At 63.0% G+C, this 25,666-nt stretch carries 16 protein-coding genes, 1 tRNA gene and 1 pseudogene; 7 read left to right on the top strand and 11 right to left on the bottom strand.

Annotated elements, in window-relative coordinates; genetic code table 11:
* Positions 1-65: 65 nt before the first annotated feature.
* On the bottom strand, positions 66-470 hold the full coding sequence (locus ACIPHM_RS12720) for a hypothetical protein (RefSeq protein ID WP_400328339.1): 405 nt from the start codon (positions 468-470) through the stop codon (positions 66-68).
* Positions 471-698: 228 nt separating this feature from the next.
* Positions 699-775: transfer RNA gene (locus tag ACIPHM_RS12715), tRNA-Pro, on the bottom strand.
* Positions 776-1,096: 321 nt separating this feature from the next.
* On the opposite strand from ACIPHM_RS12715, the gene ACIPHM_RS12710 reads away from it, so the two are divergent.
* Positions 1,097-2,785: an AMP-binding protein gene (locus ACIPHM_RS12710; RefSeq protein ID WP_400328337.1), complete on the top strand. Its 1,689-nt coding sequence runs from the start codon at positions 1,097-1,099 to the stop codon at positions 2,783-2,785.
* Between the two features lie 41 nt (positions 2,786-2,826).
* Here the strand turns inward: ACIPHM_RS12710 and ACIPHM_RS12705 are convergent, their stop codons facing one another.
* Positions 2,827-3,600 carry a sulfite exporter TauE/SafE family protein gene (locus ACIPHM_RS12705; protein WP_400328336.1) on the bottom strand — a complete coding sequence of 258 codons (774 nt, stop codon included), beginning with the start codon at positions 3,598-3,600 and terminating at the stop codon, positions 2,827-2,829.
* Between the two features lie 337 nt (positions 3,601-3,937).
* Here ACIPHM_RS12705 and gshA point away from each other — a divergent pair, with 337 nt between their 5' ends.
* Positions 3,938-5,587: a glutamate--cysteine ligase gene (gshA, locus tag ACIPHM_RS12700; RefSeq protein ID WP_400328334.1), complete on the top strand. Its 1,650-nt coding sequence runs from the start codon at positions 3,938-3,940 to the stop codon at positions 5,585-5,587.
* A gap of 101 nt (positions 5,588-5,688) precedes the next feature.
* Here the strand turns inward: gshA and ACIPHM_RS12695 are convergent, their stop codons facing one another.
* From ACIPHM_RS12695 to ACIPHM_RS12675, 5 genes and pseudogenes are all read right to left on the bottom strand, one after another.
* On the bottom strand, positions 5,689-6,012 hold the full coding sequence (locus tag ACIPHM_RS12695) for an AzlD domain-containing protein (protein ID WP_400328332.1): 324 nt from the start codon (positions 6,010-6,012) through the stop codon (positions 5,689-5,691).
* A 152-nt stretch (positions 6,013-6,164) separates the two neighbouring features.
* Positions 6,165-6,875 (bottom strand): annotated as a pseudogene (locus tag ACIPHM_RS12690) (AzlC family ABC transporter permease); the annotation flags it as partial.
* A 211-nt stretch (positions 6,876-7,086) separates the two neighbouring features.
* The gene (locus tag ACIPHM_RS12685; RefSeq protein WP_400328331.1) at positions 7,087-9,612 is read right to left on the bottom strand and encodes a penicillin-binding protein 1A; all 2,526 of its coding nucleotides are present in this window, start codon (positions 9,610-9,612) and stop codon (positions 7,087-7,089) included.
* Between the two features lie 186 nt (positions 9,613-9,798).
* Complete coding sequence (locus tag ACIPHM_RS12680) at positions 9,799-10,431, bottom strand: LysE family translocator (RefSeq protein WP_400328330.1); 633 nt, start codon at positions 10,429-10,431, stop codon at positions 9,799-9,801.
* 104 nt (positions 10,432-10,535) lie between these two features.
* Positions 10,536-10,838 carry a hypothetical protein gene (locus ACIPHM_RS12675; protein ID WP_400328329.1) on the bottom strand — a complete coding sequence of 101 codons (303 nt, stop codon included), beginning with the start codon at positions 10,836-10,838 and terminating at the stop codon, positions 10,536-10,538.
* A gap of 344 nt (positions 10,839-11,182) precedes the next feature.
* Here ACIPHM_RS12675 and ACIPHM_RS12670 point away from each other — a divergent pair, with 344 nt between their 5' ends.
* Together ACIPHM_RS12670 and ACIPHM_RS12665 are read left to right on the top strand one after the other, a co-directional pair.
* Positions 11,183-12,805, top strand: coding sequence for a methyl-accepting chemotaxis protein (locus ACIPHM_RS12670; protein ID WP_400328327.1), 1,623 nt, complete (start codon positions 11,183-11,185; stop codon positions 12,803-12,805).
* A gap of 122 nt (positions 12,806-12,927) precedes the next feature.
* Entirely contained in the window at positions 12,928-13,335 is a 408-nt protein-coding gene (locus ACIPHM_RS12665) for a hypothetical protein (protein WP_400328326.1), read from the top strand.
* A gap of 99 nt (positions 13,336-13,434) precedes the next feature.
* Here the strand turns inward: ACIPHM_RS12665 and ACIPHM_RS12660 are convergent, their stop codons facing one another.
* The 3 genes from ACIPHM_RS12660 to ACIPHM_RS12650 form a co-directional block, all read right to left on the bottom strand.
* Complete coding sequence (locus tag ACIPHM_RS12660) at positions 13,435-15,381, bottom strand: hypothetical protein (RefSeq protein ID WP_400328324.1); 1,947 nt, start codon at positions 15,379-15,381, stop codon at positions 13,435-13,437.
* Between the two features lie 287 nt (positions 15,382-15,668).
* Positions 15,669-17,402, bottom strand: coding sequence for an NADPH-dependent assimilatory sulfite reductase hemoprotein subunit (locus tag ACIPHM_RS12655; protein ID WP_400328323.1), 1,734 nt, complete (start codon positions 17,400-17,402; stop codon positions 15,669-15,671).
* 95 nt (positions 17,403-17,497) lie between these two features.
* Complete coding sequence (locus tag ACIPHM_RS12650) at positions 17,498-19,333, bottom strand: assimilatory sulfite reductase (NADPH) flavoprotein subunit (RefSeq protein WP_400328321.1); 1,836 nt, start codon at positions 19,331-19,333, stop codon at positions 17,498-17,500.
* A gap of 541 nt (positions 19,334-19,874) precedes the next feature.
* Between ACIPHM_RS12650 and ACIPHM_RS12645 the strand changes: the two genes are divergently transcribed.
* The 3 genes from ACIPHM_RS12645 (at position 19,875) to lpdA (ending at position 25,633) form a co-directional block, all read left to right on the top strand.
* Positions 19,875-22,736, top strand: coding sequence for a 2-oxoglutarate dehydrogenase E1 component (locus ACIPHM_RS12645; RefSeq protein ID WP_400328319.1), 2,862 nt, complete (start codon positions 19,875-19,877; stop codon positions 22,734-22,736).
* Positions 22,737-22,825: 89 nt separating this feature from the next.
* A complete protein-coding gene (gene odhB, locus ACIPHM_RS12640) occupies positions 22,826-24,091 on the top strand; it encodes a 2-oxoglutarate dehydrogenase complex dihydrolipoyllysine-residue succinyltransferase (RefSeq protein WP_400328317.1) in 1,266 nt (421 codons plus the stop codon).
* A 102-nt stretch (positions 24,092-24,193) separates the two neighbouring features.
* The gene (gene lpdA, locus ACIPHM_RS12635) at positions 24,194-25,633 is read left to right on the top strand and encodes a dihydrolipoyl dehydrogenase (RefSeq protein ID WP_400328315.1); all 1,440 of its coding nucleotides are present in this window, start codon (positions 24,194-24,196) and stop codon (positions 25,631-25,633) included.
* The last annotated feature ends 33 nt before the right edge of the window (positions 25,634-25,666 follow it).

Genomic DNA, 25,666 nt, shown 5'->3' with positions numbered 1-25,666 from the left:
TTGAGGATGGGTGTCGAGTCGAATGCATGTTGCGCCGGTTGTCCGACGCAACGCGTGGTGAGTCGTTACCGGTTTTGCCGGTTGGGGGGCTGGCGATGTTTGGCAGTGCGCTGACTGATGATGGCCTTGACGTACCAGACGAGCACGCATGCCCCGCCCGAGAGAATCATCGAGATGGTCAGGCGTTCGAGTATCGAGTCTTGCGGCTCGATCCACGTTACCCAAATGAAGGCCAAGGCAAATGCTGCGACGGCCGAGCCGCCAATGATCGCTCGATGCAGGCGCGACGCATGGGGCGTGGTGTTTGCCTCCACGGCATGCTTATGGGCATCGGCGGGCGGTCGAGAATGTGCCGGGGCGACACCCGACAATTCGGGAGGATGGGTGACGGCCTGTTCTTGCGCCGATGCGGGCGGTGTCGCTTCTGGGCGCTGTCGTGCTGGGTTATTGGTCAAAGCAGTGCAGAGCATGGTGATACGGGGTCTGACTTTTGCACGAGTCGCTTGAGCAAACCGTGCGGCCTGGCGAAGTCATGGCGTTGCGAGATGTTACGAATGCCGAAGCATACCTGATATTCAACGACACCACTGGCCACGAAAACGGCCTGGTAATGCGTTGAAAGCGGCGGCAAATGCACTTGGCAGCATCAAAACGAAAAAACCCGCACAGCCAATGACTGTGCGGGTTCTATTCTATTCTGGTCGGGGCGAGAGGATTTGAACCTCCGACCACCTGCACCCCATGCAGGTACGCTACCAGGCTGCGCTACGCCCCGTGAGAAATGCGTCGTCTAGATGCATCGCTCGAAAGAACGCGATTATAGCAGAGCTTTTCGCGGAAAAGGAAGGGGGCGTGCGCGCAAGACGCGTCTTTTTTTGTTCTTCTCACGGCGGCCGCACCAAGCCCATGATTCGTTTCCCCTTTTTCGCGTATTGCATGGTTTGACGGCGTTCGGTCGCGTTTCGTGCGCCACGCCATCGCTGTTACGCCTCGTGATTTACCCCCATGATGGTTATCCCGAATGTCGTATTCGGGGGGGCTCACGATAATGGAATTCTGCCTATATCCATTGCCCATCCGGGCTCGGAGACAAGCGATGCCGCACACCCAGGGATTCGGCGATGCGCGCGATCTTCTGCTCGCGCAACGCGCCCACTACGACGTGGCGTACCGTGATTTCCGCTGGCCAGTCCTCTCCCGGTTCAACTGGGCGCTGGACTTCTTCGATCCGCAAGCCCAAGGCAACGACAACCCCGCCCTCTGGGTCGTCGAGGAAGACGGGCGCGAAGCGCGCCTGTCATTTGCCGAAATGTCGGCACGCTCCAATCGCGTTGCCAATTTCCTGCGCGAGCAGGGCGTGTCGCGCGGCGATCGCGTCCTGCTCATGCTGCCCAATCAGGTCGAGCTCTGGGATCTGATGCTCGCCTGCATGAAGCTTGGCGCCGTGATGATTCCCGCGACAACCCTGCTCGCCGCCGGCGATCTCGCCGACCGGCTCGAACGCGGCCGGGTGCGTCACGTCGTCACGACCTCGCGCGATGCCGTCAAATTCGACACCCTCCCCGGCGACTACCGGCGCATCGCCGTCGGCGACAACCCGCCCGACGGATGGACGCCGCTCGCACCCGCCTACGACGCCCCCGACCTATTCACACCGGACGGCGCCACGCTCGCGACGGATCCGCTGCTGCTGTACTTCACCTCGGGCACGACGTCGCGTCCGAAGCTCGTGCTGCATACGCACCAGAGCTATCCCGTCGGCCATCTCGCCACCATGTACTGGCTTGGTCTCCAGCCCGGCGATATCCACTGGAACATCAGTTCACCGGGATGGGCGAAGCACGCATGGAGCTGCTTCTTCGCGCCGTGGAATGCCGGGGCCACCATCTTCATCTACAACTTTTCGCGCTTCGACGCCCGCGCGGCATTGGAGACGGCTGCGCGCTGTGCCGTGACCACGTTGTGCGCGCCGCCGACGGTCTGGCGCATGATGATTCAGGAAGACCTCGCCCGCTACCCGGTGAAATTCCGCGAGCTGATCGGGGCAGGCGAGCCGCTCAATCCCGAAGTGATCGATCAGGTCAAGCGTGCCTGGAACATCACGATTCGCGACGGCTACGGCCAGACCGAAACCTGCTGCCAGATCGGCAATTCGCCGGGGCAGGCCGTCAAGGCGGGGGCGATGGGGCGGCCTATGCCGGGGTATCGCGTCGTGCTGCTCGATCACGACGGCGTCGAAGCCGACGAGGGGGAGGTCGCACTCGTGCTCTCGCCGCGTCCGACCGGCCTGATGCAAGGATATGAAGACGACAGCGAAAAAACCGCCGACGCCATGCGCGATGGTTACTATCACACCGGTGATGTCGCCATGCGCGACGACCGCGGTTACTTCACTTATGTCGGCCGCGCGGACGATGTCTTCAAGGCGTCCGACTATCGCATCAGCCCGTTCGAGCTGGAGAGTGAGCTTATCAAGCACCCCGCCGTGGCGGAGGCCGGTGTCGTTGCGAGTCCCGATCCGGTGCGGCTTGCCGTGCCGAAGGCGTTCATCACGCTGCGTTCGGGCTTTTTGGCCGACGACAAGCTCGCGCTCGACATTCTGCGTTTCTGCCGCGATCACCTTGCACCGTACAAACGCATTCGACGCATCGAATTCTGCGATTTGCCGAAGACCATTTCCGGCAAGATCCGGCGCGTCGAGCTGCGTCGCACGGAAGAGGGGCGCAGTCTGGAGTCTCGCCGCGAGATGGAGTTCTGGGACGTCGACTTCGCCGACCTTAAATGAAGCGAAGTGAAGCGAGATGAGCGCGCGTGAGTGGCTGCGATTCAGCGCATGTGCTGAATCACCAGCTCGGCACCCAGCATGGCGAGGCCGACGAAGAAGCACCGGCGAAACACGGGTGCGCTCACGCGGCTTCGCACCCACTGTCCGAAGAACATACCGCCCAGCGCCGGGGCCAGCGCCAGCAGCGAAACGCCGATCGCATGGCCGTGGAAAATGCCATCACGTGCCAATCCGGCAGCCAGCGCAATCGTCGATACGGTAAAGGACAGGCCGAGCGCTTGCACGAGATCGTCCTTGTCGAGATCGAGCGCCTGAAGGAAGGGCACTGCGGGAATCACGAAGACGCCTGTCGCGGCCGTCACCAATCCGGTAATCACGCCGATCACGCCACCGAGCGCCCCCACGAACGCGCTGGGCCAGCTTTTCGGCACATGCAGACGCACCGCCGCGAGCCCAAGCACCGCGTAGGCGAGCAGCGCGATGCCCAACGCCATGCCCCCGAAATTGCCACCATTGGCCAGCCATCCGCCGCCAGCCCAAGTGCCCGCGCAAATGCCGATCAGCATCGGCCACAGACGTTTGGCCAACGCGGCAAAACGCGGCCCTGCCAGCAACTGCCAGACATTGGTCACGAGCGACGGCACGATGAGCAGCGCCGCAGCCTCGGCCGTCGGCATGGCCAGTCCCAGCAGACCGACGGCGACCGTCGGCAAGCCCAGTCCGATCACACCCTTGACGAAACCGGCGAGCAGGAAGGTCACGAGCCCCAGGGCGAGCAGGGGGAGGAGGTCGGTGAGGTATTGAGTATTCATCATGACGCCAGTATCGACGCGAGGTGCCGGCTCGCCAATGCGGCATTCGCGCAGGCGGACTCAGGCGCACACTGAGGCACATCGACAGACATCGAGCGGCATGGCGGCACCTCGCGGCACATCATGGCCCCCTTGAGAAGGGCCCCGTGCAATCGTCCCCGATGATCGCCATTCATCGCGCATTCACTCCCGTTCATCGCTTAATTCGCACGCAGCACAAACTGCGCAGCACCTGAAATACCCTCCGCGAGTCGCGGCCGACGCGCTTTGGCGTTTTCAGTTATGCTCAGGCCAAATTCGCGCCGTGCGAGAGCACCGCGCCTGATTAGAGGGATGGAAGTTGGAAAACCAGAATCGTCAAAACGAACACACCGCACACGCAGGTCATGACGCTCAAGCGCTGCTCGACCGGCGTCTGGCGCTCATCATGCAACCCGCGCACCGAGCGCTGCTCGGCGAAGGCTTGTCCGGCATCGAGCGCGAAACGTTGCGCGTCGAAAGCAACGGCGCCCTCGCGCTGACGCCGCATCCGCATGCCCTCGGCTCGGCCCTGACCAACGACGAAATCACGACCGATTACTCCGAATCGCTGCTCGAATTCATCACGCCGCCGCAGCGCGACGCTGCCGACGTCATCGCCCGTCTCGACGAAATCCATCAGTTCGCCTATCGCAAGCTCGGCGCGGAACTGCTGTGGAGCGATTCGATGCCGCCCGCGCTGCCGCCGGAAGACGTGATTCCGATTGCCGACTACGGCACGTCGCACATCGGCATGCTCAAGCATGTCTATCGCCGGGGTCTTGCGCTGCGCTACGGCAAGCCGATGCAGTGCATTGCCGGCATTCACTACAACTTCTCGCTGGCCGAGCCCGTATGGGAACTGCTGCGTGAAGCCGAAGGTTCGAAGGATTCCGCTCGCGACTATCAGTCGGCCCGCTATGTCGCGCTGATTCGCAATTTCCGTCGCTATAGCTGGCTGCTGATGTATCTGTTCGGCGCGTCGCCGGTGCTGCACGCCGAGTTCCTGCGCGGACGCAATCACGGACTCGACGCCTTCGACGAAGGCACGCTCGGCCTGCCGTACGCGACCAGCCTGCGCATGAGCGACCTCGGCTATCAGAACAGTGCGCAGTCGGAAGTCTCGCCCTGCTACGACTGCCTGCCGAGCTACATCGACGCGCTCACGCAAGCCGTCAGCCAGCCGCATCCGGCCTACGAAGCGCTGGGCACGAAGCGCGACGGCGAGTGGATTCAACTCTCGACCAACCTGTTGCAAATCGAGAACGAGTTCTACGCGACGATTCGCCCGAAGCGCGTAACGTACAGTGGCGAGCGTCCCGTGCAGGCGCTTGCGCGCCGTGGCGTGCAATACGTCGAAGTGCGTTGCATCGACATCGACCCGTTCGAGCCGGTGGGGATCGATGTCGACACGGCACGCTTCATCGATGCGTTCCTGCTGTTCTGCGCGCTGGAAGACAGCCCGTCGTGCTCGAATGCCGAGAACGCCGAGAATCGCGACAACTTCGCTCACGTGGTGAAGGAAGGCCGCAAGCCGGGGCTGGTGCTGCATCGCGGTGGCGAGGCGATCACGCTGTTCGACTGGGCCGAAGCGCTGCTCGATCGCATTGACCGCACGGCCGCGGCGTTCGACGCACAACGGGGTGGCGCCCACTACGCGCATTCGATGGCACGCCAACGCGCCAAGGTGCAAGACGTGACGCTGACGCCGTCGGCACGTGTGATGGCCGAGCTCGAACCGTTGCGTGGCACGAAGGGCGGGGCGTTTCAGGCGTTCTCGCTGGCGCAGAGCAAACGGCATGCGCAGACGCTGCGCGACATGCCGCTCGATGCGAGCGTCATCGAACACTTCGAGACGCTGGCTCGCAAGTCGCTCGACACCCAAGCCGAACTCGAACGCACGCAAGTTGGCGACTTCGATGCGTTCGTCGCCGCCTATCGCGCTGGGACACTCGGCACGGTGAGCGTCTGACGCGTCGCGAATCGCACCTCGTGCCATGACTCGTGCCATGAAAAAAAGCGCCTCACGAGGCGCTTTTTTCTTGGGCGGTGCACGGGGTGACGCGGGCATCGTCAGCCCAATACGCCCAGTTGCCACGTGAAGAAGACCGCCAGCCCGGCGCCGATGGTGAGCAACTGGTGCCGCGTCGCCGCGCACACGGCAATCGCGACAAGTGCCGCCACGAGTTGCGGGTTACGCCATGTGAATTCGAGCCCGTTGCCATGCGGGGCGAGTGTCATCGGCACGATGATCGCGGTGAGTACCGTCACCGGCACGAACGACAGCGCCTCGCGCAGCCACTCGGGAAACCGCACACGATCGCCGAGCACGAAGATGCTGGCTTTCACCGCGAACGTCACCGTCGCCATGCCGAGAATCGCCAGGACGTAGTTCATCGCGCACCTCCCGCCGACGTTTTCTGCGAGCGCATGCCGGGACGGTCGTTCGCCATGATGGCATCCGCATCTGCCTCTGCATGCTTATCGGCATTGGTATCGGCATTGGCACGGTCACCCGTGGCATTGTCGCGCGCCGCCCCGGAGGCCGGACGCGCCCCGTCGCGACGCCTCGCATGCAGCGCCAGCATGCCCGCGGCGATGCCCAGTGCCACGGCCACGAGCAGCCCGAGCTTGTACGGCAACCCCTGACACAGATAGGCGGTAGTGCCGGCGACCACCGTCGCCACGGCCCACGGCATGCGGGCCATCTGCGGCACAATGATCGCAATGAACGTCGCGACCATCGCGAAGTCCAGTCCGAGCGTTTGCAGACGGGGAAACGCCGCGCCGAACAGCAGGCCCGCGAGCGTCCACAGTTGCCAGTTCACGTACATCGACAGCCCTGAGCCGAGGAAGTACCAGTGGCCCATCGGGTCGTCCGGGTGACGATGGAAGTGACTGCTCGTCACGGCAAAGGTCTCGTCCGTGAGCAGGAAACCCAGCAGCGCGCGCCAGCGCAGGTTCAGATGCTTGACGTGCGGTAGCAGGTTTGCGGCGTACAGCATGTGACGCAGGTTGACGATCAATGTCGTGGCCCACAGCACGGCGTAGCCCACGCCGGTCGCGAAGAGTCCGGCGGCGATGAATTGGCTGGACCCGGCAAACACGCTCAGCGACATCAGTTGGCCGTGCCATGGCGCCATCGGCGTGGTCGCAACCAACGCGCCGAAGATCAGCCCGAACGGCGCAGCACCGACGATCATCGGCACCGTGTCGCGGGCACCGGCAGCGAAACTTGCCGTGCGGGACAGAACCGGCATGGAAAGACGTTCCTGAAGGTGAAGGAAGGGAGAGCCTGAGTGCCGAGCATAGCGCTTTCGCCGGGGCGGGGGCTTGTACGTTCTTGCGCTCGGCGTCGCGCCGTCTGCCCGGTGCGGAAACAAAAACGGCCACGTGTCAGGTGGCCGTTCGGGGTGTTGTCGGCGTCTGCCAAGGTCCACCAGCGAGCGCTGGCCGACATCGTGCCAACGATCACGGGTGTTTGAACATGTCGAGAATGCGAGCTTTTTCGCTGGCGTCGGTGCCACCCGGCGAGGGCGGCTGGCCGGCGGCTGGCGGCGGGGCAGCGGGGGACGGCGAGTTGTTGCCCAGGAACGGCAGCGAGAAACCGCCGCTATTGTCGTCGATACCAATGCTCGCCACAAACCCGTTGCCCGGCAGTTTGTCGCTCTCGTACAACTCGCCATTCACGACGCTCACGCCGTCAGGCATCGCCATCTGCTGCTGCGGCACGCCGTTGAGCGCCACGCCCATGTACTTGGTCCACACCGGCAATGCCAATTGCGCGCCGAACTCCCGGCTGCCCAGCGTTTTCGGCTGATCGAAGCCGAGCCATGCCACGGCGACGAGCGAGTGCTGATAGCCGGCGAACCAGCCGTCGAGGGCGTCGTTGGTCGTACCGGTCTTGCCCGCGATGTCGGTGCGCTTGAGCACGTTGGTGCCCGACCCGGTGCCGCGTTGCGCCACCGTTTGCAGCAGGCTGTTCATGATGTACGCGTTCGGCGCGGAAATCGCACGTGCGGCGTTCACGCCCGCGACCACCGGCGTCGCCTTGTTCAGCACATTGCCACGCGCATCGCGAATCTCGCTGATGAGATACGGCGCGACGCGATAACCGCCGTTCGCAAAGACGGCATAGGCGCCGGCCAATTGCAGTGGCGTCGTCTGTCCGGCACCCAGCGCCATCGGCAGGTAGGGCGGCAGCTTGTCGGCGTCGAAGCCAAAGCGCGTTGCGTAATCCTGTGTGTATTGCGTCCCCGCAAATTGCAGCAGACGAATCGCGACTAGGTTCTTCGAGCGTTGCAGGCCTTCGCGCACGGTCATCGGACCACTGAAGGCGTCGTCGTCGTGCGGATCCCACGCCTGACCGCCGGTTTGCGCGGGGGGCAGGTTGAGCGGGCCGTCCATCACCAGGGTGGCGGGGCTCACGCCTTTCTCGATCGCCGCCGAGTACACCACCGGTTTGAAGGTCGAACCCGGCTGACGCCAGGCCTGCGTCGCGCGGTTGAACTTGCTCTGGTTGAAGTCGAAGCCGCCGACCAGGGCGCGGATGGCGCCGTCGTCCGGCGAGAGCGAGACGAGCGAGCCTTGCACTTCCGGCAACTGCGAGATGCGCCACTTGCCGCGTACGTCCTTAATTACGCGAATGATCGAGCCTGCCCGAATGCGCAGCTTTTCGCTCGCCTTGGGCGAGAGCGCCGGGGCGGCAAAGCCGATGCCGTCGCCATTGATGACGGCGGCGTCTCCGGACAGCGGAATCGCGGTCACTTGCGACGAACTGGCGGCCACGACCACGGCGGCAACGAGATCGCCGTTATCTGGATGTTCGAGCAGGGTGTCTTCGATCAGTTGCTGACGATCCGGCATGGCCGCGGGCAACTCCACGTAACCCTCCGGGCCACGATAGTTGTGGCGGCGCTCGTAATCGAGCACCCCCATGCGAACCGCTTCGTACGCCGCCTGCTGCTTCTTCGAGTCGATCGTCGTGATGACGTTCAGGCCGCGCGTGTAGGCGTCGTCCTTGTATTCGTCGTACACGGCCTGACGCACCATTTCGGCGACGTACTCGGCATGCACGTTGTACTCGTTGCCCGACGTGCGCGTGCGAATCGGCTCATGCAGGGCGTCTTCGTACTGGTTGCGTGAGATGTAGCCCAGATCGAGCATGCGCTTGAGGATGTATTCCTGACGGATCTTCGCGCGCTTGGGATTGACGATCGGATTGTAGGCCGACGGTGCCTTGGGCAGCCCGGCAAGCATTGCGGCCTCGCCGAGCGTGATGTCCTTGAGATCCTTGCCGAAGTAGATGCGGGCGGCGCTGGCGAAGCCGTACGCGCGTTGCCCCAGATAAATCTGGTTCATGTACAACTCGAGAATCTTGTCCTTGGACAGCGCAGACTCGATCTTGTACGCGAGCAGCATTTCGTAAATCTTGCGGGTGGCGGTCTTCTCCCGCGAGAGGAAGAAGTTACGCGCGACCTGCATGGTGATCGTACTGGCGCCCTGCGCCGCGCCGCCGTGCAGCACGTCCGAGACCCCGGCACGCAGAATGCCGATGAAGTCGACCCCGCCGTGATCGTAGAAGCGGTAGTCCTCGATCGCGAGAACTGCCTTTTTCATGACGTCCGGAATCTGGTCGATGGTCACCAGACTGCGGCGCTCTTCGCCGAATTCGCCGATCAGCACGTTATCGGACGTGTACACCCGCAGCGGCACTTTGGGCCGGTAATCGGTGATGACGTCCAGCGGCGGCAGGTTCGGGCGCATGACGATCAGCGCGTAGCCGACGAGCAGGGCCACGACGACGGCCAACCCTGCCAACGCGGCAAAGATCACGGCGAGCGTGCCGAAGCCGCCTTGGCGACTGTGAGGACCGGAACGGGCTGGAGCACAAGGCGAGGCGGCGCGCGCTGACGGCGCCTGGGGCGTGATGACGGGGGAGTTACGGTGCGCGCGATGCGACGGCGCACGAGGCGGCAAACAATGCTTCAAGGACATACCCAACGAAGAATGCAGGATGGGAACAGGCCGGCCGGCCTAGCGCTGCGTGGATCCCCGCCGCGCGGCGAAATCGGAGCAGTATGCCACGCCCGGCGTATCCCCCTCCAAAAAAATGGGAGGTACGTCCGGGAGGCAAACGGCGAGGAGTTGGAGCGACAAGCGCGTCCGGCGTTCGCCAAAAGTTTAACGACGCGCTTCGGTGGCCATGCGCAGCGCCAATGCGCCGAGCACCCCGCCCATGAGCCAGCGCTGAATGCGCAGCCATGCCGGGCGTTGGCCGAGAAACCGGGAGATGGTACCTGCCGACAGGACGACAGACGCATTCACCACCAAGCTGGCGGTGATCTGCGTGGTGCCCAGTACCAGCGACTGGGTTAGCACGCTGCCGTGTTCCGGGTGAACGAACTGAGGCAGCAGCGCCAGATAGATCATGGCAATTTTCGGATTGAGCGCAGAGGTAAGCAGGCCCATCAGGAACAGACGATGGTTACTGTCTTTCTCCAGTGGACGCACCTCGAACGGCGAACGCCCCCCCGGCTTGAGCGCCTGCCATGCAAGCCAGAGCAGGTAAATCGCACCGCCGAAGCGCAGCACATCGTACGCATAGGGCACCGCGAAGAGCAGGGCGGTGAGGCCGAAGGCCGCGCACACCATATAAAAAACGAGACCAAGTGCCACGCCGCCGAGCGAGACCAAGCCAGCGGCCGGCCCCTGGCACAGCGAGCGAGAGACCAAGTACATCATGTTGGGTCCCGGCGTCAGGGACATACCGATGGCGACCAGGGCGAAGGCCAGCCAGGTGGAGAGCGTAGGCATTGTGGGGGCGCGTCTGAAAACGTCTCGAAAGGGCAAGCTGCAAGATACCACGCACATGACGTACACGCCGCTGGAATGAAACCGAGCGGTCACACGGTGCGAATTCAGCCCAGCCGTTTGAGAAAAACCGTCATCTCCTTCTCGGCCTGCCGGTCGCCATGCGCCTGCGCCGAGGCGATGCCGCGTGTCCACGCGTCGCGCGCGCCATCCACGTCGCCTGCGCCCTGACGCGCCTTGCCCAGCAGCTTCCACGCTGCCGTGTAAGCGGGGTCGAAGGCCACGCAATGGGTCAGATGGTCGGCGGCCACTGCAAAGTTCTGCGCATCCAGATAAGCCTTGCCGAGGCCAAAGCGCAGCAAGGCATTGTCCTTGCCTGCGGCCAACAGTTTTTCGAGTCCTTCGATCATGATTTGAATATATCGTCTAAATATATAAAAAACGTAATAAGATCACGCCGGTACCCCGGTCACACGTGGCATTGCGTCGTTTCTCCGTGTCTTTCGTTGCCTTTTCACGCTTCGCACGTGCGGTGCCGTTCGTTTCGATCTGCGAGACGCTGGGCACGTGCCGGATCGGGCGCGGGGCAGTTGATTTGCATCAATCGGACGCGCTCCCGAGTCCTGGCGCGTGGGCACGTAAACCCGCAGGATGCTCAAGTCTGGCGTGCGATACGCCGATGTGACAAGTATCACTGGCCCGAAAGAGGCCGGACAAGGGGTGAGATACCCACCACGAAGACGGAGACGACAGCATGTTTCGGAGCTTTTCGATCAAGGCGCGCCTGGGCATGACGATGGCGCTGTTGGCTGTTTTATTGATTCTGTTGGGCGCGCTGGGCATGGCCGGTATGACGCGAACCGGCGATGCGCTTCGCGAGACTTACGCCAATCACCTGGCCGCCACGGTGGCGCTGGGTAAAGACAACGCCACGCTCGCACGCACCCGTGCGATTCTCGACCGCGTGGTGTTGCATCCCGAATCGCCCGATGCCGACAAGGTGGCCGCTCGCGCGCGAAGCATGATCAAAGACGCCAACGCCGCATGGGCGACGTATCAGGCACTGCCGCACGGGGCCGAGGAGCAGCGGCTGGCGGATAACGTTGCGGCCAGCCGTGCGACGTTCTTCGACAAGGGCATGGATCCGATGCTCGCCGCCATCGACGCCCGCGATCGCACAGCGATGGACGAGCTCACGATGAACGTGCTGCCCAAGCACTACGCCACGCTCACCACCGCGAGCGACGCGCTGGCGACCTACAAGATGAAGCTCGGGCACGACACGTACGAAGCGTCGATGACGGAACTCATGGCGTTTCGCTGGCTGAGCATCGGGGCGACGGCGCTGGGCGTGCTCCTGGCCATCGCCTGCTATTTCTCGTTGCGCGGCGCGATCATGCGCCCGCTCGGCGAAGCGCTCGCGCACTTCGAACATATCTCGGCGGGCCAGCTCGACAATCCGGTGCATGTGCGCGGCAAGGACGAAATGTCGATGCTCATGCGCGGGCTCGAGGCCATGCAGTCGCGTCTGGCGGACACGATTCGGGGGGTGCGCCGCAGTTGCGATGCCATGGCGACGGCCACCGCCGAAATCTCGGCAGGCAATACCGATCTGTCGGCGCGCACGGAGCAGCAGGCGGCGTCGCTCGAGGAGACGGCCTCGTCGATGGAAGAGTTGACGGCCACCGTCAAGCAGAATGCCGATAACGCGCGTCAAGCGAGCCAGTTGGCCGTCAATGCCTCGGATATTGCGGCGCGGGGCGGTCAGGTCGTGGCGCGTGTGGTCGACACGATGCAGGGCATCTCGGCGAGTTCGTCGCAGGTCGTGGACATCATTGCCGTGATCGACGGCATTGCGTTCCAGACAAACATTCTCGCGCTCAACGCGGCGGTCGAAGCCGCGCGTGCGGGTGAGCAGGGACGGGGCTTTGCGGTGGTGGCGGGCGAAGTGCGCACGCTTGCGCAACGCAGTGCCACGGCGGCGCGCGAGATCAAGGCGCTCATCGAGGCGTCTGCGCAGAAGGTCTCCGACGGGTCGTCGCTGGTGAGCGAAGCCGGGCGCACGATGGACGATATTCTGCAAGCCGTGCAGCGCGTGACCGACATCATGGGCGAGATCTCTGCGGCCTCCGACGAGCAGAGCGGCGGTATCGAGCAGGTGAATCAGGCCGTCACGCAAATGGATACCGTCACGCAGCAGAACGCGGCGCTCGTGGAGCAGGCGGCGGCAGCGGCGGCGTCGCTGGAGGATCAGACGAATGCGCTTCGCGAGGAGATGGCGCGCTTCCGGCTGGGCGACGAAGGGCAGGCACCGGGCGGCGCGAGACGTCCGGCCCTGCATGCGGTCGGCGGCGCGACGCTGTCGTTGGCCGCATGAGAGGTGCAGGCCGGTAAGTCGGTGAAGGGCGCTAACGGCGCATTGGTGGGCCGTGTTCATGGCGGCGGCGGGCCGAACCGGGTAACATTGCCCATCTTTTGCTCAGTTGAGGGTGTCGAAGTATGAAGCGAGTGGCGCTGATGGCGACGGTGGCAGTGCTTGCCGGCTTGGTGGCGGGATGTGGCCCGATCAACCGCATGAGCCGGCCCGATCCGGCTTCGGGACGACTGATCGATCAGGGAACCAGTGCCGATCGTTTCATGGTGCTCAATTGCATTTACAACGGCTGGCGCGAACTGGCGCCGAACGTCGATTCGACGTCGTATGCCCGTCAGGGCGCGGACCGCGTGCGTGTGTATCGCTCGCAGGATAAGGATGGCAACGCCGTCTACAACCCGTACGTCGACATCATGCAAGGCGGGTTCGGTGCGCGTGTGCAGTACGTTGAAATCCCCGGCAGCAACCTGCCGCGCGACTACGAAAATATCGTCAAACGCTGCATGGTGCCGTATTCGGGCAGCAACGACTAAAGCGTGAGCGAGTCGTAAATATCAAGCCCCGGTGTGTTCGCACCGGGGCTTTTCTGCTTTTGGCGGCCAGCGAAGCGGCGTACGGCGCACGTTTGTCGGCTACAGTTGGAACCCGATTCGCCGGGCGTCCGCAACGGTCCTGAAATTGCACGATACCCAGATCCGATCCATGCTCGAATATCTGAGCATGGGCGTTCCGTCCGTATCGGCTTCGAAGACCGCCGCGAATCGATAATTGCCGCCGTTACCGCCCATGCTGGAGCGTGTCCAGTCCACTGTGCAGGACGTCGCTCCTTCAATCCGTGTGGTCGTATCCCCACCTCCGCCGCCGAGGCCGCCCAGCATGGTTTGTGCTGTGACGGGGCCGGGCAATGCCGTGGGCATCGCGAGACGTTCGAGCCGCCGGTTGACCTCGCCGGGATTCGAGATGACAGCGGCGGGACGAATTTCGATGCTGGAATAATAGGGAGTCTCGGAGGTCTGTTTCATGACCATATGCCTGCCGTTGTTGCCGTTTGCCAGACATACCACGCGACGCCGGGTGGGGCCGGAGACGGTATAGGTGCCGCTCTTGTAATCGATGGTTACACCGTCGACGACCGGCTTTCCTTGTGAGTCGAGCGTGCAGAAGACAACGCCCCCTGCCCCGGTGAGCACATACTTCGTCGAGCCCCTGGTCAATATCCTGATCCAGGCGTAGGTCATCAGGTCGAATTCCGTGATCGTCCATCGCGCGTCCCGGTAGACGGTGTCGGTAATCTCTTTGATGATCTCCTTGGGCACCTCGTCCTTGTTCCGCGGCGCCGAGAGCTTCCACACCCATTTATTATTGACTTCCTGACACGACATCACTCTGCCGGCGGAGTCCCGCGAGATTCCCCACACATTGCATGTCGTTCCCGGCGTGACGGCGTCTTTGAGTTCGACAATGCCCGACCCGGATTTGAGCGAATTCGCCTGCACCGAATCTCCCGTGACGATGGTCGCGGATTGCTTCGACGCGCGTTTGGTCTCGCTCCCGACCATCAGCGTGCCGTCGATGGTGGCGTTCTTGCTGATGGCGACGCTCTCCGACGCCTTCAGCGCGCCGACGTCTGCGCTTTGCACGTCGAGCGAGTTCATGGAGAGCTTGCCCGATCCTTCGATGTTGCCAGCGCCGACGATGTTGCTTTTCTTCTTGGTGCTCGCCAGATTCAGGTCGTGCCCGAGCGTCAGGCCGCCATGGATCGTGCCCTCGCCGGCGACAATAATGCTCTGCGTGTCGAATTTCCCTACGCCGACGATGTCGTTTCTTTTCTCCCCGCCGGGGCCGGTGCTTTTCATGTCCAGCTTGCCGGTCATGGGTAACGAACCGTCGCGCCGCACGTCGATGTCGATGGCGTCGGTCAGTGCGCCGCCGCGCACCGCAATAAGCCCGGGCAGGCCTGCGGGATTGCCCACGGCGATCGTCGTATCGGGGCCATCGATGAAGCGAAAGTGTGCCGGGTCGTCTTTCGTGGAAATGCCGCCCAAAGCCCCGATCTTGCGCGCCGCAATTGCCGCGAGACTGAAATCCGGCGCCGACGAATAGCTTCGTTTCATCGGTTCCGTGAGGTACGTGAGGGAGTCGAGGCGGCAGGTCTCCGGTAATTGCGGGACATCGCAGGTGCGAGAGATCTGGATCGCATATTTTCCGAGGCCGGGCGGCGGCGTGCGACTCACGCCGGGCAGTTTGAGCGCCCGGATGACATTCTCGGCCGAGAGGTTATCCAGATAAGCCACCTTGCCGTCAAATGAGCTGTCTTTCTTCCTGAAAGTAATCCCCTGGACGGTGAAGCTCGGGCGCTTGTTGGGATCGGCGAGCACCTCCGAAATTTCACGGTGATACTTCACGGCGAACGTATCGACCGCGTTGCCGACAACCTTGAGCGCTTCGCCGACGCGCTCCGCCCGTTCGGTGCGCATCTGCCTCGCATAATTGATGCCCCAGAATGTGACCACGGTGCCGACGATCGCTACCGCGATGGCCGCGGAAACCAGAAAGATGCCGGACTGCTTCTTTCGCATTGACGTACCTCACTGAAAACGGCCGGCAATCGATTCACGTCTATCGTCAATCGATGCAGCGGCGCTGAAGCCCGGGATTCTCAGTGAGGTAACTTCATTCGGCTTTGCTATTTGTCCCGCACTATTCGATAGCGCGCGGAAAAAAGAAGCGAAATCACAAAAACGAAAACGACGTGTGGTTTCTCGTGTTCGGTGTTTCGACCGTGTTCTTCGGGGTCTGTGTGCGAATCGTAGAGAGGGGGCGCGGGGGCCGTCTGCAGACGCAGGCTCGCATGCACGCAACTTGCTTACGCATGGAAGTCCTCGCGGGCTTCGATCACTTCCTTGACCACGCCCTGACGAACGAGGAAGTCGCCGAATTTTTCACCCGGCTCGCGCGCCCTGGCGTACTGCTGGAAGAGCGGCGTGAGCGCAGCAACGATCTGGTCTTCGCTGACCGACTCCTTGTACAACTTATTCAGACGCTCCCCATGAAAGCCCGCGCCGAGGTACAGGTTGTACTTCCCCGCCGATTTGCCCACCAGACCGATTTCCGCGATGTAAGGCCGGGCGCAACCGTTCGGGCAGCCGGTCATGCGAATGGTGATCGGCTCGCCTGCGAGTCCCGCGTCTTCCAGCACTGTCTCCAGTCGCGTGACGAGGCCGGGCAGCGCGCGCTCGCTCTCGGCCAGCGCCAGACCGCATGTCGGGAAACCCACGCACGCCATCGAGTTGACGCGCAGCGCGCTCTGATGCTTGCCGTCGAGCAAGCCGAACGATGCCACCAGTGTTTCGATCTGCGGCTTCTTCGCCTCGCTCACGCGACCGACGATCAGGTTCTGATTGCCGGTGATGCGAAAGTCGCCGTCGTGGATTTTGGCGATCTCGCGCAGGCCCGTCATCAGACGGTAATCGTCCCAATCCTTTACCCGTCCGTTCTGGATGAATAGGGTGAGATGCCAGAGGTCGTCCGCGCCCCTGAGCCAGCCGTACTGATCGCCGTTGGTCGTGAAGCGGAACGCGCGCGCGGGGGCCAGATCCCAGCCCAGATAGCTATTGAGTGCTTCCTTGAACCACGCCACACCGCGGTCGTCGATGGTGTATTTCAGACGAGCATGCTTGCGGTTCGTCCGGTCGCCGAAGTCGCGCTGTACGAGCAGCACCTTCTCCGAGACGTCGACAATGCGATCTGCGGGGATGTAACCGATGACCGCGCCCGTGCGCGGATACGTCGCGGCGTCGCCATGCGTCATGCCCATGCCGCCGCCGACCGACACGTTGAAACCTTCGAGCTTGCCGTCGTTGCCCACGATGGCGATGAAGCCCAGATCGTTGGCGTAGAGATCGACGTCGTTGTTCGGCGGGATGGCGATGGCGATCTTGAATTTGCGCGGCAGGTAGTGCTTGCCGTAGATCGGCTCGTGGTCTTCCTTGTCAGCGCCCAGACGCTTCTCGCCCAGCCAGATCTCGCGATAAGCGCTCGTCTGCGGCAACAGGTGTCGATCGATCTTCAGGCACCAGTCGAGCGCTTCGGCGTGCGCGGGCGAGAGGTGAGGGTTGTTCGACACCAGCGTGTTGCGGTTGACGTCGCCGCACGCGGCAATGCTCGTCATCGCCACTTCGTCGATGCCCCGGATGAGCGGGCGCAACTGATGTTTGAGGACGTTGTGATACTGCACCGTCTGGCGCGTCGTCAGGCGAATCGTGTTGCCGCCGTATTTTTGCGCGAGCTCGTCGAGCTTGAGCCATTGCCCCGGCGTGCAGACGCCGCCCGGCATACGCAGACGGATCATGAACTGATACGCCGGTTCCAGTTTTTGCTTCTGACGTTCGCTGCGCAGATCGCGGTCGTCCTGCATGTAGGCGCCATGGAACTTGAGCAGTTGCGCGTCTTTCTCGAAGATCGCGCCCGTGAGCGGATCGGCCAGCCCCTCGGCAATCGTGCCGCGCAGATAGTGGCTGACGTCCTTGAGCTTCTCGACCTCGGAACGCGGGGCCGATGGGGCTGACGGTGCGGAGTGAGCTTGCGTGGATTTCGTCATGTGGCGGCTGTCTCGGTGCGCGCGGGCGGGGGCGGTAGTGGCTGATCCGGCCGCGCGAGAGTTGTCTGGAGGAACCGGCTGACACGGAATGGCGCTCAGTAAACGTCGCGCTGATAACGCTTTTCACGTTGCAGCGTCTTCACGTATTCGGCTGCGGCGTCCGGTGCGAGGCCGCCGTGCGTCGCGATGACATCGGTCAGTGCGGTGTTCACGTCGCGCGCCATCCGGTCGGCGTTGCCGCATACATAGAGATGCGCGCCTTCCTGTAACCAGGCATACAGGTCCTTGCCTCGTTCGCGCATACGGTCCTGGACGTACACTTTGTCGTCGGTGTCGCGCGAGAACGCGAGGTCGATCTTCGTGAGTGCACCGTCTTTTACGTAGCGTTGCCACTCGCGCTGGTACAGGAAATCGGTGCGGAAGTTGCGCTCGCCGAAGAAGAGCCAGTTTTTGCCGGGGGCGTCGAGCGCCTGACGCTCTTCCACAAATGCGCGGAACGGCGCGATGCCGGTGCCCGGACCGATCATGATGACCGGCGCGTTGGTGTCCGGCGGCAGCTTGAAGTGGCGATTCGCCTCGATGTAGATCGGCACCGTCTCGCCTTGGCGGGCGATGTCGGCCAGATAGGTCGACGCCACGCCGCGACGCGCACGTCCGTGGCTGTCGTAGCGAACCGCCCCCACGGTGATGTGCACGGCGTCGGGGTTCGCAGCGAGACTCGACGCAATCGAGTACAGGCGCGGTTGCAGCGCGCGCAGCGTGCCGACGAACTCGGCCGCCTTCACTTTGCGTGCGGGGAACTGGCGCACGACGTCGAGTACGTCGCGCCCGTAGAGATAGTCGCGCAGTGCTGTCTCGTTGCCTGCGCCGAGCAGCGCCCGGAGTTCGGTCGATTCGGCGAGTGCGGCGTACTTTTCCAGGAACGCGCGTGAGAGTGTGGTGATGTCGTAGGCGCGCAGGAAGGCGTCGCGCAGGGACAGCGTGCTGTCTTGCGTGGTCGTCGTGGCCTGCGGGTCGAGCGCGAGCGTATCGATGAGGGCGTCGACGAGCCGGTCGTCGTTTGTGGCCACAATGCCCAGCGCGTCGCCGGGCTCGTACGTCAGCCCAGCGCCTTCGAGCGACAGTTCTACGTGATGGACTTCTTTTGAGGAGCCGCGCCCGGACAAGGTGATGTTCTCGAGCACCGTGGCGTTGAATGGGTGCTTGCGGGTGTACGGGCTCTGCGTTGCTGCGGGGGCGACACTGCCTGCCAGCGCGGCGAGCATGAAATTGTCGGTGGCGGTGGCACCGGATGTGGCCGTCGGCGCGGCAACTGCCGCTACACGTTGCAGGGCCTCGATGGCGTCGTCGATCCAGCGCTCGGCCGGGGCGTCGTAGTCGATGTCGCTATCCACCCGCGTCACGAGACGCTCGGCGCCCAATGCCGCCAAACGGGCATCGAAGTCTTTGCCGGCCTGGCAGAACTTCTCGTAGCTCGAATCGCCCAGCCCGAGCACGGCAAATCGCGTGCCGTCGAGCTTCGGGGCCTTCTCGCCGTGGAGGAAATCGTAGAAATCGCGGGCGTCGTCCGGCGGCTCGCCTTCGCCTTGCGTCGACACGGTAACGAGCAGCAGCTTGTCGTGCTTCAGACGCGAGGCCTTGTAGTCCCCCATCGCAAACAGATCGACCTTGAAGCCTGCCGCCACGGCGCGCGCCTTGGCCTGCTCGGCGACGTCTTGCGCGTGGCCAGTCTGCGAACCGTAGAGGATCGTCAGCGAAGCGGCGGCGCTGGTCGCTGCCGTGACCGGTGCCTGGGCGTTGGCGTGACGTACCGAATGATTGATCCCGGCCAGAAAACCCCGCACCCAGGCGAGTTGCTCGGTGGAGAGGCCGTCGACCAGTTGGCTGAGCAACTGGGCTTGCTGGGAGGTAAGCGGCGTGGTGTCTTGCATGTCCGTCCGGCTCCAGAGGCCGGCCAGCGAGGACGCTGCGGCGGGGCGGGCCCGTCAAGCGTCCCCCCAGAGGGACCGGCAAGGGGATATTCACACCATATCGTCCGGACTTTAGAAATTAAAATAATAAAATTTTATTCTTATATATCGATTTTCCATATGAACATAAGGCGCCAACCCAAAGGCATGCGCCCGGCGCGTGGGGGACGTATGCGCGATGACGGCATGTTCGTGGTGGGTTCGGGGGCAGGTGATGCGAAATCGGGGTCGGATGTGCGCACGATCGCGGCGGCGCGAATGACCGTTCGACGCGACGAGAAGAGGGCGGCGGGACGTATGCGGCGGGCACCCCGCAAGTCCCCGTGTGACGGCTTTCCGGGGCGGTGACTGCCGGGAAAACGTGCTATGCTCCTCGCCGTGATTGATCAGGTCCTTCCAAGCACCACTTGATTCTCGCAATCCGCTAATCGGTCAGGCCGTGTCGCGGAAGGTTTCGTAACCCGCTATTTCTCGAGACACTCGTAGAAAAGGTGAGCGCAAAATGAGTTTGATGGAACAATTCCAAGCGAACTCGTACCTCTTCGGCGGCAATGCCCCCTACGTCGAAGAACTGTACGAATCGTATCTAGATAATCCGGCTTCCGTGCCGGACAATTGGCGCCAGTATTTCGACGCGCTGCAAAACGTTCCCGCTGTTGATGGTTCCAACGCCAACGACGTGGCTCACGCCCCGATCGTGGAGTCGTTCGCCCAGCGCGCCAAGGCCAATGCCTTCGTGTCGCATGCCGGTGCTTCCGACCTGGCCGTTGCCCGCAAGCAGGTGCACGTGCAGTCGCTGGTCGCCGCCTACCGCTTCCTCGGCGCACGCTGGGCCAATCTGGACCCGCTCAAGCGTCAGGAACGTCCGGCGATTCCGGAACTGGAACCCGCTTTCTACGACCTGACCGAAGCCGACATGGACAGCGTGTACTCGGCAGAGAACACGTACTTCGGTTTTGAACAGGCCAGCCTGCGCGACCTGCTCAAGGCGCTGCGCGACACGTACTGCGGCTCGATCGGCGCCGAGTACATGTACATCAGCGATCCGGTGCAAAAGCGCTGGTGGCAAGAGCGTCTGGAGAAGGTGCGTGCGACGCCCAACTTCACCGCTGAAAAGAAGAAGCACATTCTCGAACGCCTGACGGCCGCTGAAGGCCTCGAGCGTTATCTGCATACCAAGTTCGTCGGCCAGAAGCGCTTCTCGCTCGAAGGCGGCGAATCGTTCATCGTGGCGATGGACGAGCTCGTCCACCACGCCGGTGGCAAGGGCGTGCAGGAAATCGTGATCGGCATGGCCCACCGTGGCCGTCTGAACGTGCTGGTCAACACCCTCGGCAAGATGCCGTCGGACCTGTTCGCCGAATTCGAAGGCAAGCACGTCGACGACCTGCCGGCAGGTGACGTGAAGTACCACAAGGGTTTCTCGAGCGACGTCTCGACGACGGGCGGCCCGGTCCACCTGTCGCTGGCGTTCAACCCGTCGCACCTTGAAATCGTGAACCCGGTGGTCGAAGGCTCGGCCAAGGCCCGTATGGACCGTCGCGGCGAAGCCGACGCGGCCAGCGTGCTGGCGGTGCAAGTTCACGGCGACGCCGCCTTCGCGGGTCAGGGCGTCGTGATGGAAACGCTGAACCTCGCGCAAACGCGTGGTTACGGCACGCACGGCACGGTGCACATCGTCATCAACAACCAGATCGGCTTTACCACGTCGGACCCGCGTGACGCGCGCTCGACGACGTACTGCTCGGACGTGGTCAAGATGATCGAAGCGCCGGTGCTGCACGTGAATGGCGACGATCCGGAAGCGGTCGTGCTGGCCATGCAACTGGCCCTCGAATTCCGTCAGGAATTCAAGAAGGATGCTGTCGTGGACATCGTTTGCTTCCGCAAACTCGGCCACAACGAGCAGGACACCCCGGCTGTCACGCAGCCGCTGATGTACAAGAAGATTGCCCAACACCCGGGCACGCGCGCGCTGTACGTCGAGAAGCTGGTCACGCAAGGCGTGATCACGGCCGAGGAAGGCGACGGATTCATCAAGGCCTACCGTTCGGCCATGGACGACGGTCACCACACCATCGATCCGGTGCTCTCGAACTACAAGAGCAAGTACGCGGTCGACTGGGTGCCGTTCCTGAACAAGAAGTGGACGGATGCCGGCGACACCGCCGTGCCTATCGCTGAACTCAAGCGTCTGGCCGAGCGCATCACCACGATCCCGCAGAACTTCAAGGTTCACCCGCTCGTCGAGAAGGTCATCAACGACCGTCGCAAGATGGGTGCGGGCGAGCAGCCGCTCGACTGGGGTATGGGTGAGCACCTGGCGTTTGCATCGCTGGTCTCGTCGGGCTTCGCTGTTCGCCTGACCGGTCAGGACTCGGGCCGCGGTACGTTCACGCACCGCCACGCCGTGCTGCACGACCAGAACCGTGAGCGCTGGAACGACGGTACGTTCACGCCGCTGCAACACGTGGCAGACGGTCAGGCCACCTTCACGGTGATCGACTCGGTGCTGTCCGAAGAGGCCGTGCTGGGCTTCGAATACGGTTACTCGACTGCCGAGCCGAACACGATGGTGTTGTGGGAAGGCCAGTTCGGCGACTTCGCCAACGGTGCACAGGTCGTGGTCGACCAGTTCATCTCGAGCGGTGAAGTGAAGTGGGGCCGCGTCTCGGGCCTGACGATGTTGCTGCCGCACGGCTACGAAGGCCAAGGTCCGGAGCACTCGTCGGCACGTATCGAACGCTACCTGCAACTGTGCGCCGACCAGAACATGCAAGTGGTTCAGCCGACCACGCCGGCACAGATCTTCCACGTGCTGCGTCGTCAGATGGTTCGCCAGCTGCGCAAGCCGCTGATCGTGTTCACGCCGAAGTCGCTGCTGCGTCACAAGGAAGCCGTGAGCGATCTGTCGGAACTCGCCAAGGGCGCTTTCCAGACGATCATCGGCGAAACCGATGCTTCGATCGACGCGAAGAAGGTCAAGCGCGTGATCGCCTGCTCGGGCCGCCTGTACTACGACCTGATCGCCCGCCGTCGCGAAGAGAAGTCGACCGACGTCGCGATCATCCGCGTGGAACAGCTCTATCCGTTCCCGCACAAGGCGTTCGAGAGCGAGCTGAAGAAGTACGAAAACCTCACCGAAGTGGTGTGGGCCCAGGACGAGCCGCAAAACCAGGGTCCGTGGTTCTACATCGAACACCACCTGATCGACGGCATGAGCGCCGGTCAGAAGCTGGCCTACGCGGGCCGCGCAGCTTCGGCTTCGCCTGCCGTGGGCTACTACGCCAAGCACTACGAACAGCTCAAGTCGCTGCTCGATACGGCTTTCGGTCGCCTCAAGGGCGCGACCGTGGTGCAGTAACCGGTTAGGTCTTACAGCGGTCGTCCTCCCCCAGGGACGGCCGCTGCCGTATTTCCGAATTGAACGTTTATCGAATCCAGGATCCAGAAATGGCCATTGTTGAAGTCAAAGTCCCCCAGTTTTCCGAGTCGGTTTCCGAAGGCACGCTGCTCGACTGGAAGAAGAAAGTCGGCGAAGCCATCGCCCAAGATGAAACCGTGATCGAAGTCGAGACCGACAAGGTCGTGCTCGAAGTGCCGGCCCCCGCCGCCGGCGTTCTCGTCGAAGTGAGCGCCGCCGCTGGCGACACCGTGACGTCGGAACAGATCATCGCCAAGATTGATACCGAAGCCAAGGCAGGCGCTGCTGCGCCGGTCGCCGCCAAGCCGGCAGAAGCCGCTGCGCCGGCTGCCGCTGCTGCCCCGGCCGCGGCCCCCGCCGCCGGTGGTGCTTCGGGTGCTATCGCCAGCCCGGCCGCTGCCAAGGTGCTGGCCGAGAAGAACCTGTCGGCAACCGACGTTGCCGGCTCGGGCCGCGATGGCCGCGTGACCAAGGGCGACGCCCTGGCCGCTGGCGCCAAGCCCGCCGTTGCCGCTTCGTCGATCCCGGCACCGGCACAACGTGCCGCACTGCCGTCGGTGTCCGCTTCGGTGGGTCGCGACACGTCGCTCGAAGGCCGTCCGGAACAGCGCGTGCCGATGTCGCGCCTGCGCGCCCGTATCGCCGAGCGCCTGCTGCAATCGCAACAGACCAACGCCATTCTGACCACGTTCAACGAGGTCAACATGAAGCCGGTGATGGATCTGCGCAACAAGTACAAGGACAAGTTCGAGAAGGAACACGGCGTGAAGCTGGGTTTCATGTCGTTCTTCGTCAAGGCCGCTGTCCACGCGCTCAAGAAGTACCCGGCCGTGAACGCCTCGATCGACGGTAACGACATCGTCTACCACGGCTACTTCGACATCGGTATCGCTGTCGGCTCGCCGCGTGGTCTGGTGGTGCCGATCCTGCGCAATGCCGACCAGATGAGCCTGGCTGACATCGAGAAGAAGATCGCCGAGTACGGCAAGAAGGCCGCCGACGGCAAGCTGTCGATCGAAGAAATGACCGGCGGTACGTTCTCGATCTCGAACGGCGGTGTGTTCGGCTCGATGCTGTCGACCCCGATCATCAACCCGCCGCAGTCGGCCATTCTGGGCGTGCACGCCACGAAGGACCGCGCCGTCGTGGAAAACGGCGAGATCGTCATCCGTCCGATGAACTACCTCGCCATGAGCTACGACCACCGCATCATCGACGGTCGCGAAGCTGTGCTGAGCCTCGTCGCCATGAAGGAAGCGCTGGAAGATCCGGCCCGCCTGCTGCTCGACCTGTAAGCGTTAGCGCGCACTGCGCGGTGTTGCCGGCCAAGCGCGATAGGCGTTATGGGGCCGGCGCACCGCGCCACTTCCTGCCGTCAACCTTCACTGAGTCTCAAAATGGCAAACAAAGAATTTGATGTAGTCGTTATCGGCGCCGGCCCCGGCGGTTATGTCGCCGCGATTCGCGCCGCTCAACTCGGCTTCTCCGTCGCTTGCGTGGAGAAGTGGGTCAACCCGGCCGACAAGATGGTCCTCGGTGGCACTTGCCTGAACGTTGGTTGCATTCCGTCGAAGGCACTGCTCGCCTCGTCGGAAGAATTTGAAAAGGTCGGTCATCACCTGGCCGATCACGGTATCAGCACGTCGGACGTCAAGATCGACATCGCACAGATGCTCAAGCGCAAGCAAGGCATTGTCGACAAGATGACGGGCGGTATCGAGTTCCTGTTCAAGAAGAACAAGATCACGTGGCTCAAGGGCCACGGTGAGCTCAAGGCCAAGAACGATGGCGGCTACCAGATCGACGTGAGCCCGGTGAAAGACGGCGAGAAAGCGTCGGTCACGGCCAGGAACGTCATCATCGCCACGGGCTCGAAGGCTCGCCATCTGCCGGGCATGCCGGTCGACAACAAGCTCATCTCGGATAACGAAGGTGCGCTCTCGTTCGACACCGTGCCGAAGAAGTTGGGTGTGATCGGCGCTGGCGTGATCGGTCTGGAACTGGGTTCGGTGTGGCGCCGTCTGGGTGCCGAAGTCACCGTGCTCGAAGCCATGCCGGAATTCCTGGCTGCCGCCGATGCCGGCGTGGCCAAGGAAGCCGCCAAGCAGTTCAAGAAGCAGGGTCTGGACATCAACGTCGGCGTGAAGGTCGGCGAAGTGAAGACCGGTAAGGACAACGTCACGATCAACTACACGGACAAGGACGGCAAGGAGCATACGCTCGACGTCGATCGCCTGATCGTGTCGGTCGGTCGCGTGCCGAACACCGACGGTCTGGGTCTGGGCAATATCGGTCTGGCGACCGACGAGCGCGGCTTCATTCCGGTGGACGACCACTGCCGTACCAAGCTGCCGAACGTGTTCGCGATCGGTGACGTGGTGCGTGGCCCGATGCTCGCGCACAAGGCCGAAGACGAAGGCGTGCTGGTTGCCGAAGTCATCGCCGGTCAGAAGCCGCACATCGACTACAACTGCATTCCGTGGGTGATCTACACCTCACCGGAAATCGCATGGGTCGGCAAGACCGAGCAGCAACTCAAGGCCGAAGGCCGCGAGTTCAAGCCGGGTCAGTTCCCGTTCGCGGCCAATGGCCGTGCGCTGGGCATGGGCTCGTCGGACGGTTTCGTGAAGGTGCTGGCCGATGCCAAGACCGACGAGATCCTCGGCGTGCACGTGATCGGCCTGAACGCTTCGGACCTGATCGCCGAAGCCGTGGTGGCGATGGAGTTCAAGGCGGCGTCGGAAGACATCGGCCGCATTTGCCATCCGCACCCGTCGCTGTCGGAAGTGATGCGTGAAGCCGCCCTCGATGTCGAGAAGCGCGCACTGAACAAGTAAGCCGTTTTACGCTTACCTGCATGAACAAAGGCG

Source organism: Pandoraea sp. NPDC087047, assembly GCF_044745225.1.
GTDB lineage: Bacteria > Pseudomonadota > Gammaproteobacteria > Burkholderiales > Burkholderiaceae > Pandoraea.
The sequence above is the reverse complement of the archived record's forward strand: the minus strand, read 5'-3'. Positions and strand labels throughout refer to the sequence as shown.

What these genes read in the sequence shown, in the direction of transcription:
- ACIPHM_RS12655 (WP_400328323.1), bottom strand. Translation starts at nt 17,402, where the DNA reads ATGACGAAATCCACGCAAGCTCACTCCGCACCGTCAGCCCCATCGGCC.
- odhB (WP_400328317.1), top strand. Translation starts at nt 22,826, where the DNA reads ATGGCCATTGTTGAAGTCAAAGTCCCCCAGTTTTCCGAGTCGGTTTCC.
- lpdA (WP_400328315.1), top strand. Translation starts at nt 24,194, where the DNA reads ATGGCAAACAAAGAATTTGATGTAGTCGTTATCGGCGCCGGCCCCGGC.
- ACIPHM_RS12720 (WP_400328339.1), bottom strand. Translation starts at nt 470, where the DNA reads ATGCTCTGCACTGCTTTGACCAATAACCCAGCACGACAGCGCCCAGAA.
- ACIPHM_RS12650 (WP_400328321.1), bottom strand. Translation starts at nt 19,333, where the DNA reads ATGCAAGACACCACGCCGCTTACCTCCCAGCAAGCCCAGTTGCTCAGC.
- ACIPHM_RS12645 (WP_400328319.1), top strand. Translation starts at nt 19,875, where the DNA reads ATGAGTTTGATGGAACAATTCCAAGCGAACTCGTACCTCTTCGGCGGC.
- ACIPHM_RS12695 (WP_400328332.1), bottom strand. Translation starts at nt 6,012, where the DNA reads ATGAACTACGTCCTGGCGATTCTCGGCATGGCGACGGTGACGTTCGCG.
- ACIPHM_RS12685 (WP_400328331.1), bottom strand. Translation starts at nt 9,612, where the DNA reads ATGTCCTTGAAGCATTGTTTGCCGCCTCGTGCGCCGTCGCATCGCGCG.
- ACIPHM_RS12670 (WP_400328327.1), top strand. Translation starts at nt 11,183, where the DNA reads ATGTTTCGGAGCTTTTCGATCAAGGCGCGCCTGGGCATGACGATGGCG.
- ACIPHM_RS12705 (WP_400328336.1), bottom strand. Translation starts at nt 3,600, where the DNA reads ATGATGAATACTCAATACCTCACCGACCTCCTCCCCCTGCTCGCCCTG.
- ACIPHM_RS12680 (WP_400328330.1), bottom strand. Translation starts at nt 10,431, where the DNA reads ATGCCTACGCTCTCCACCTGGCTGGCCTTCGCCCTGGTCGCCATCGGT.
- ACIPHM_RS12710 (WP_400328337.1), top strand. Translation starts at nt 1,097, where the DNA reads ATGCCGCACACCCAGGGATTCGGCGATGCGCGCGATCTTCTGCTCGCG.
- ACIPHM_RS12675 (WP_400328329.1), bottom strand. Translation starts at nt 10,838, where the DNA reads ATGATCGAAGGACTCGAAAAACTGTTGGCCGCAGGCAAGGACAATGCC.
- ACIPHM_RS12665 (WP_400328326.1), top strand. Translation starts at nt 12,928, where the DNA reads ATGAAGCGAGTGGCGCTGATGGCGACGGTGGCAGTGCTTGCCGGCTTG.
- ACIPHM_RS12660 (WP_400328324.1), bottom strand. Translation starts at nt 15,381, where the DNA reads ATGCGAAAGAAGCAGTCCGGCATCTTTCTGGTTTCCGCGGCCATCGCG.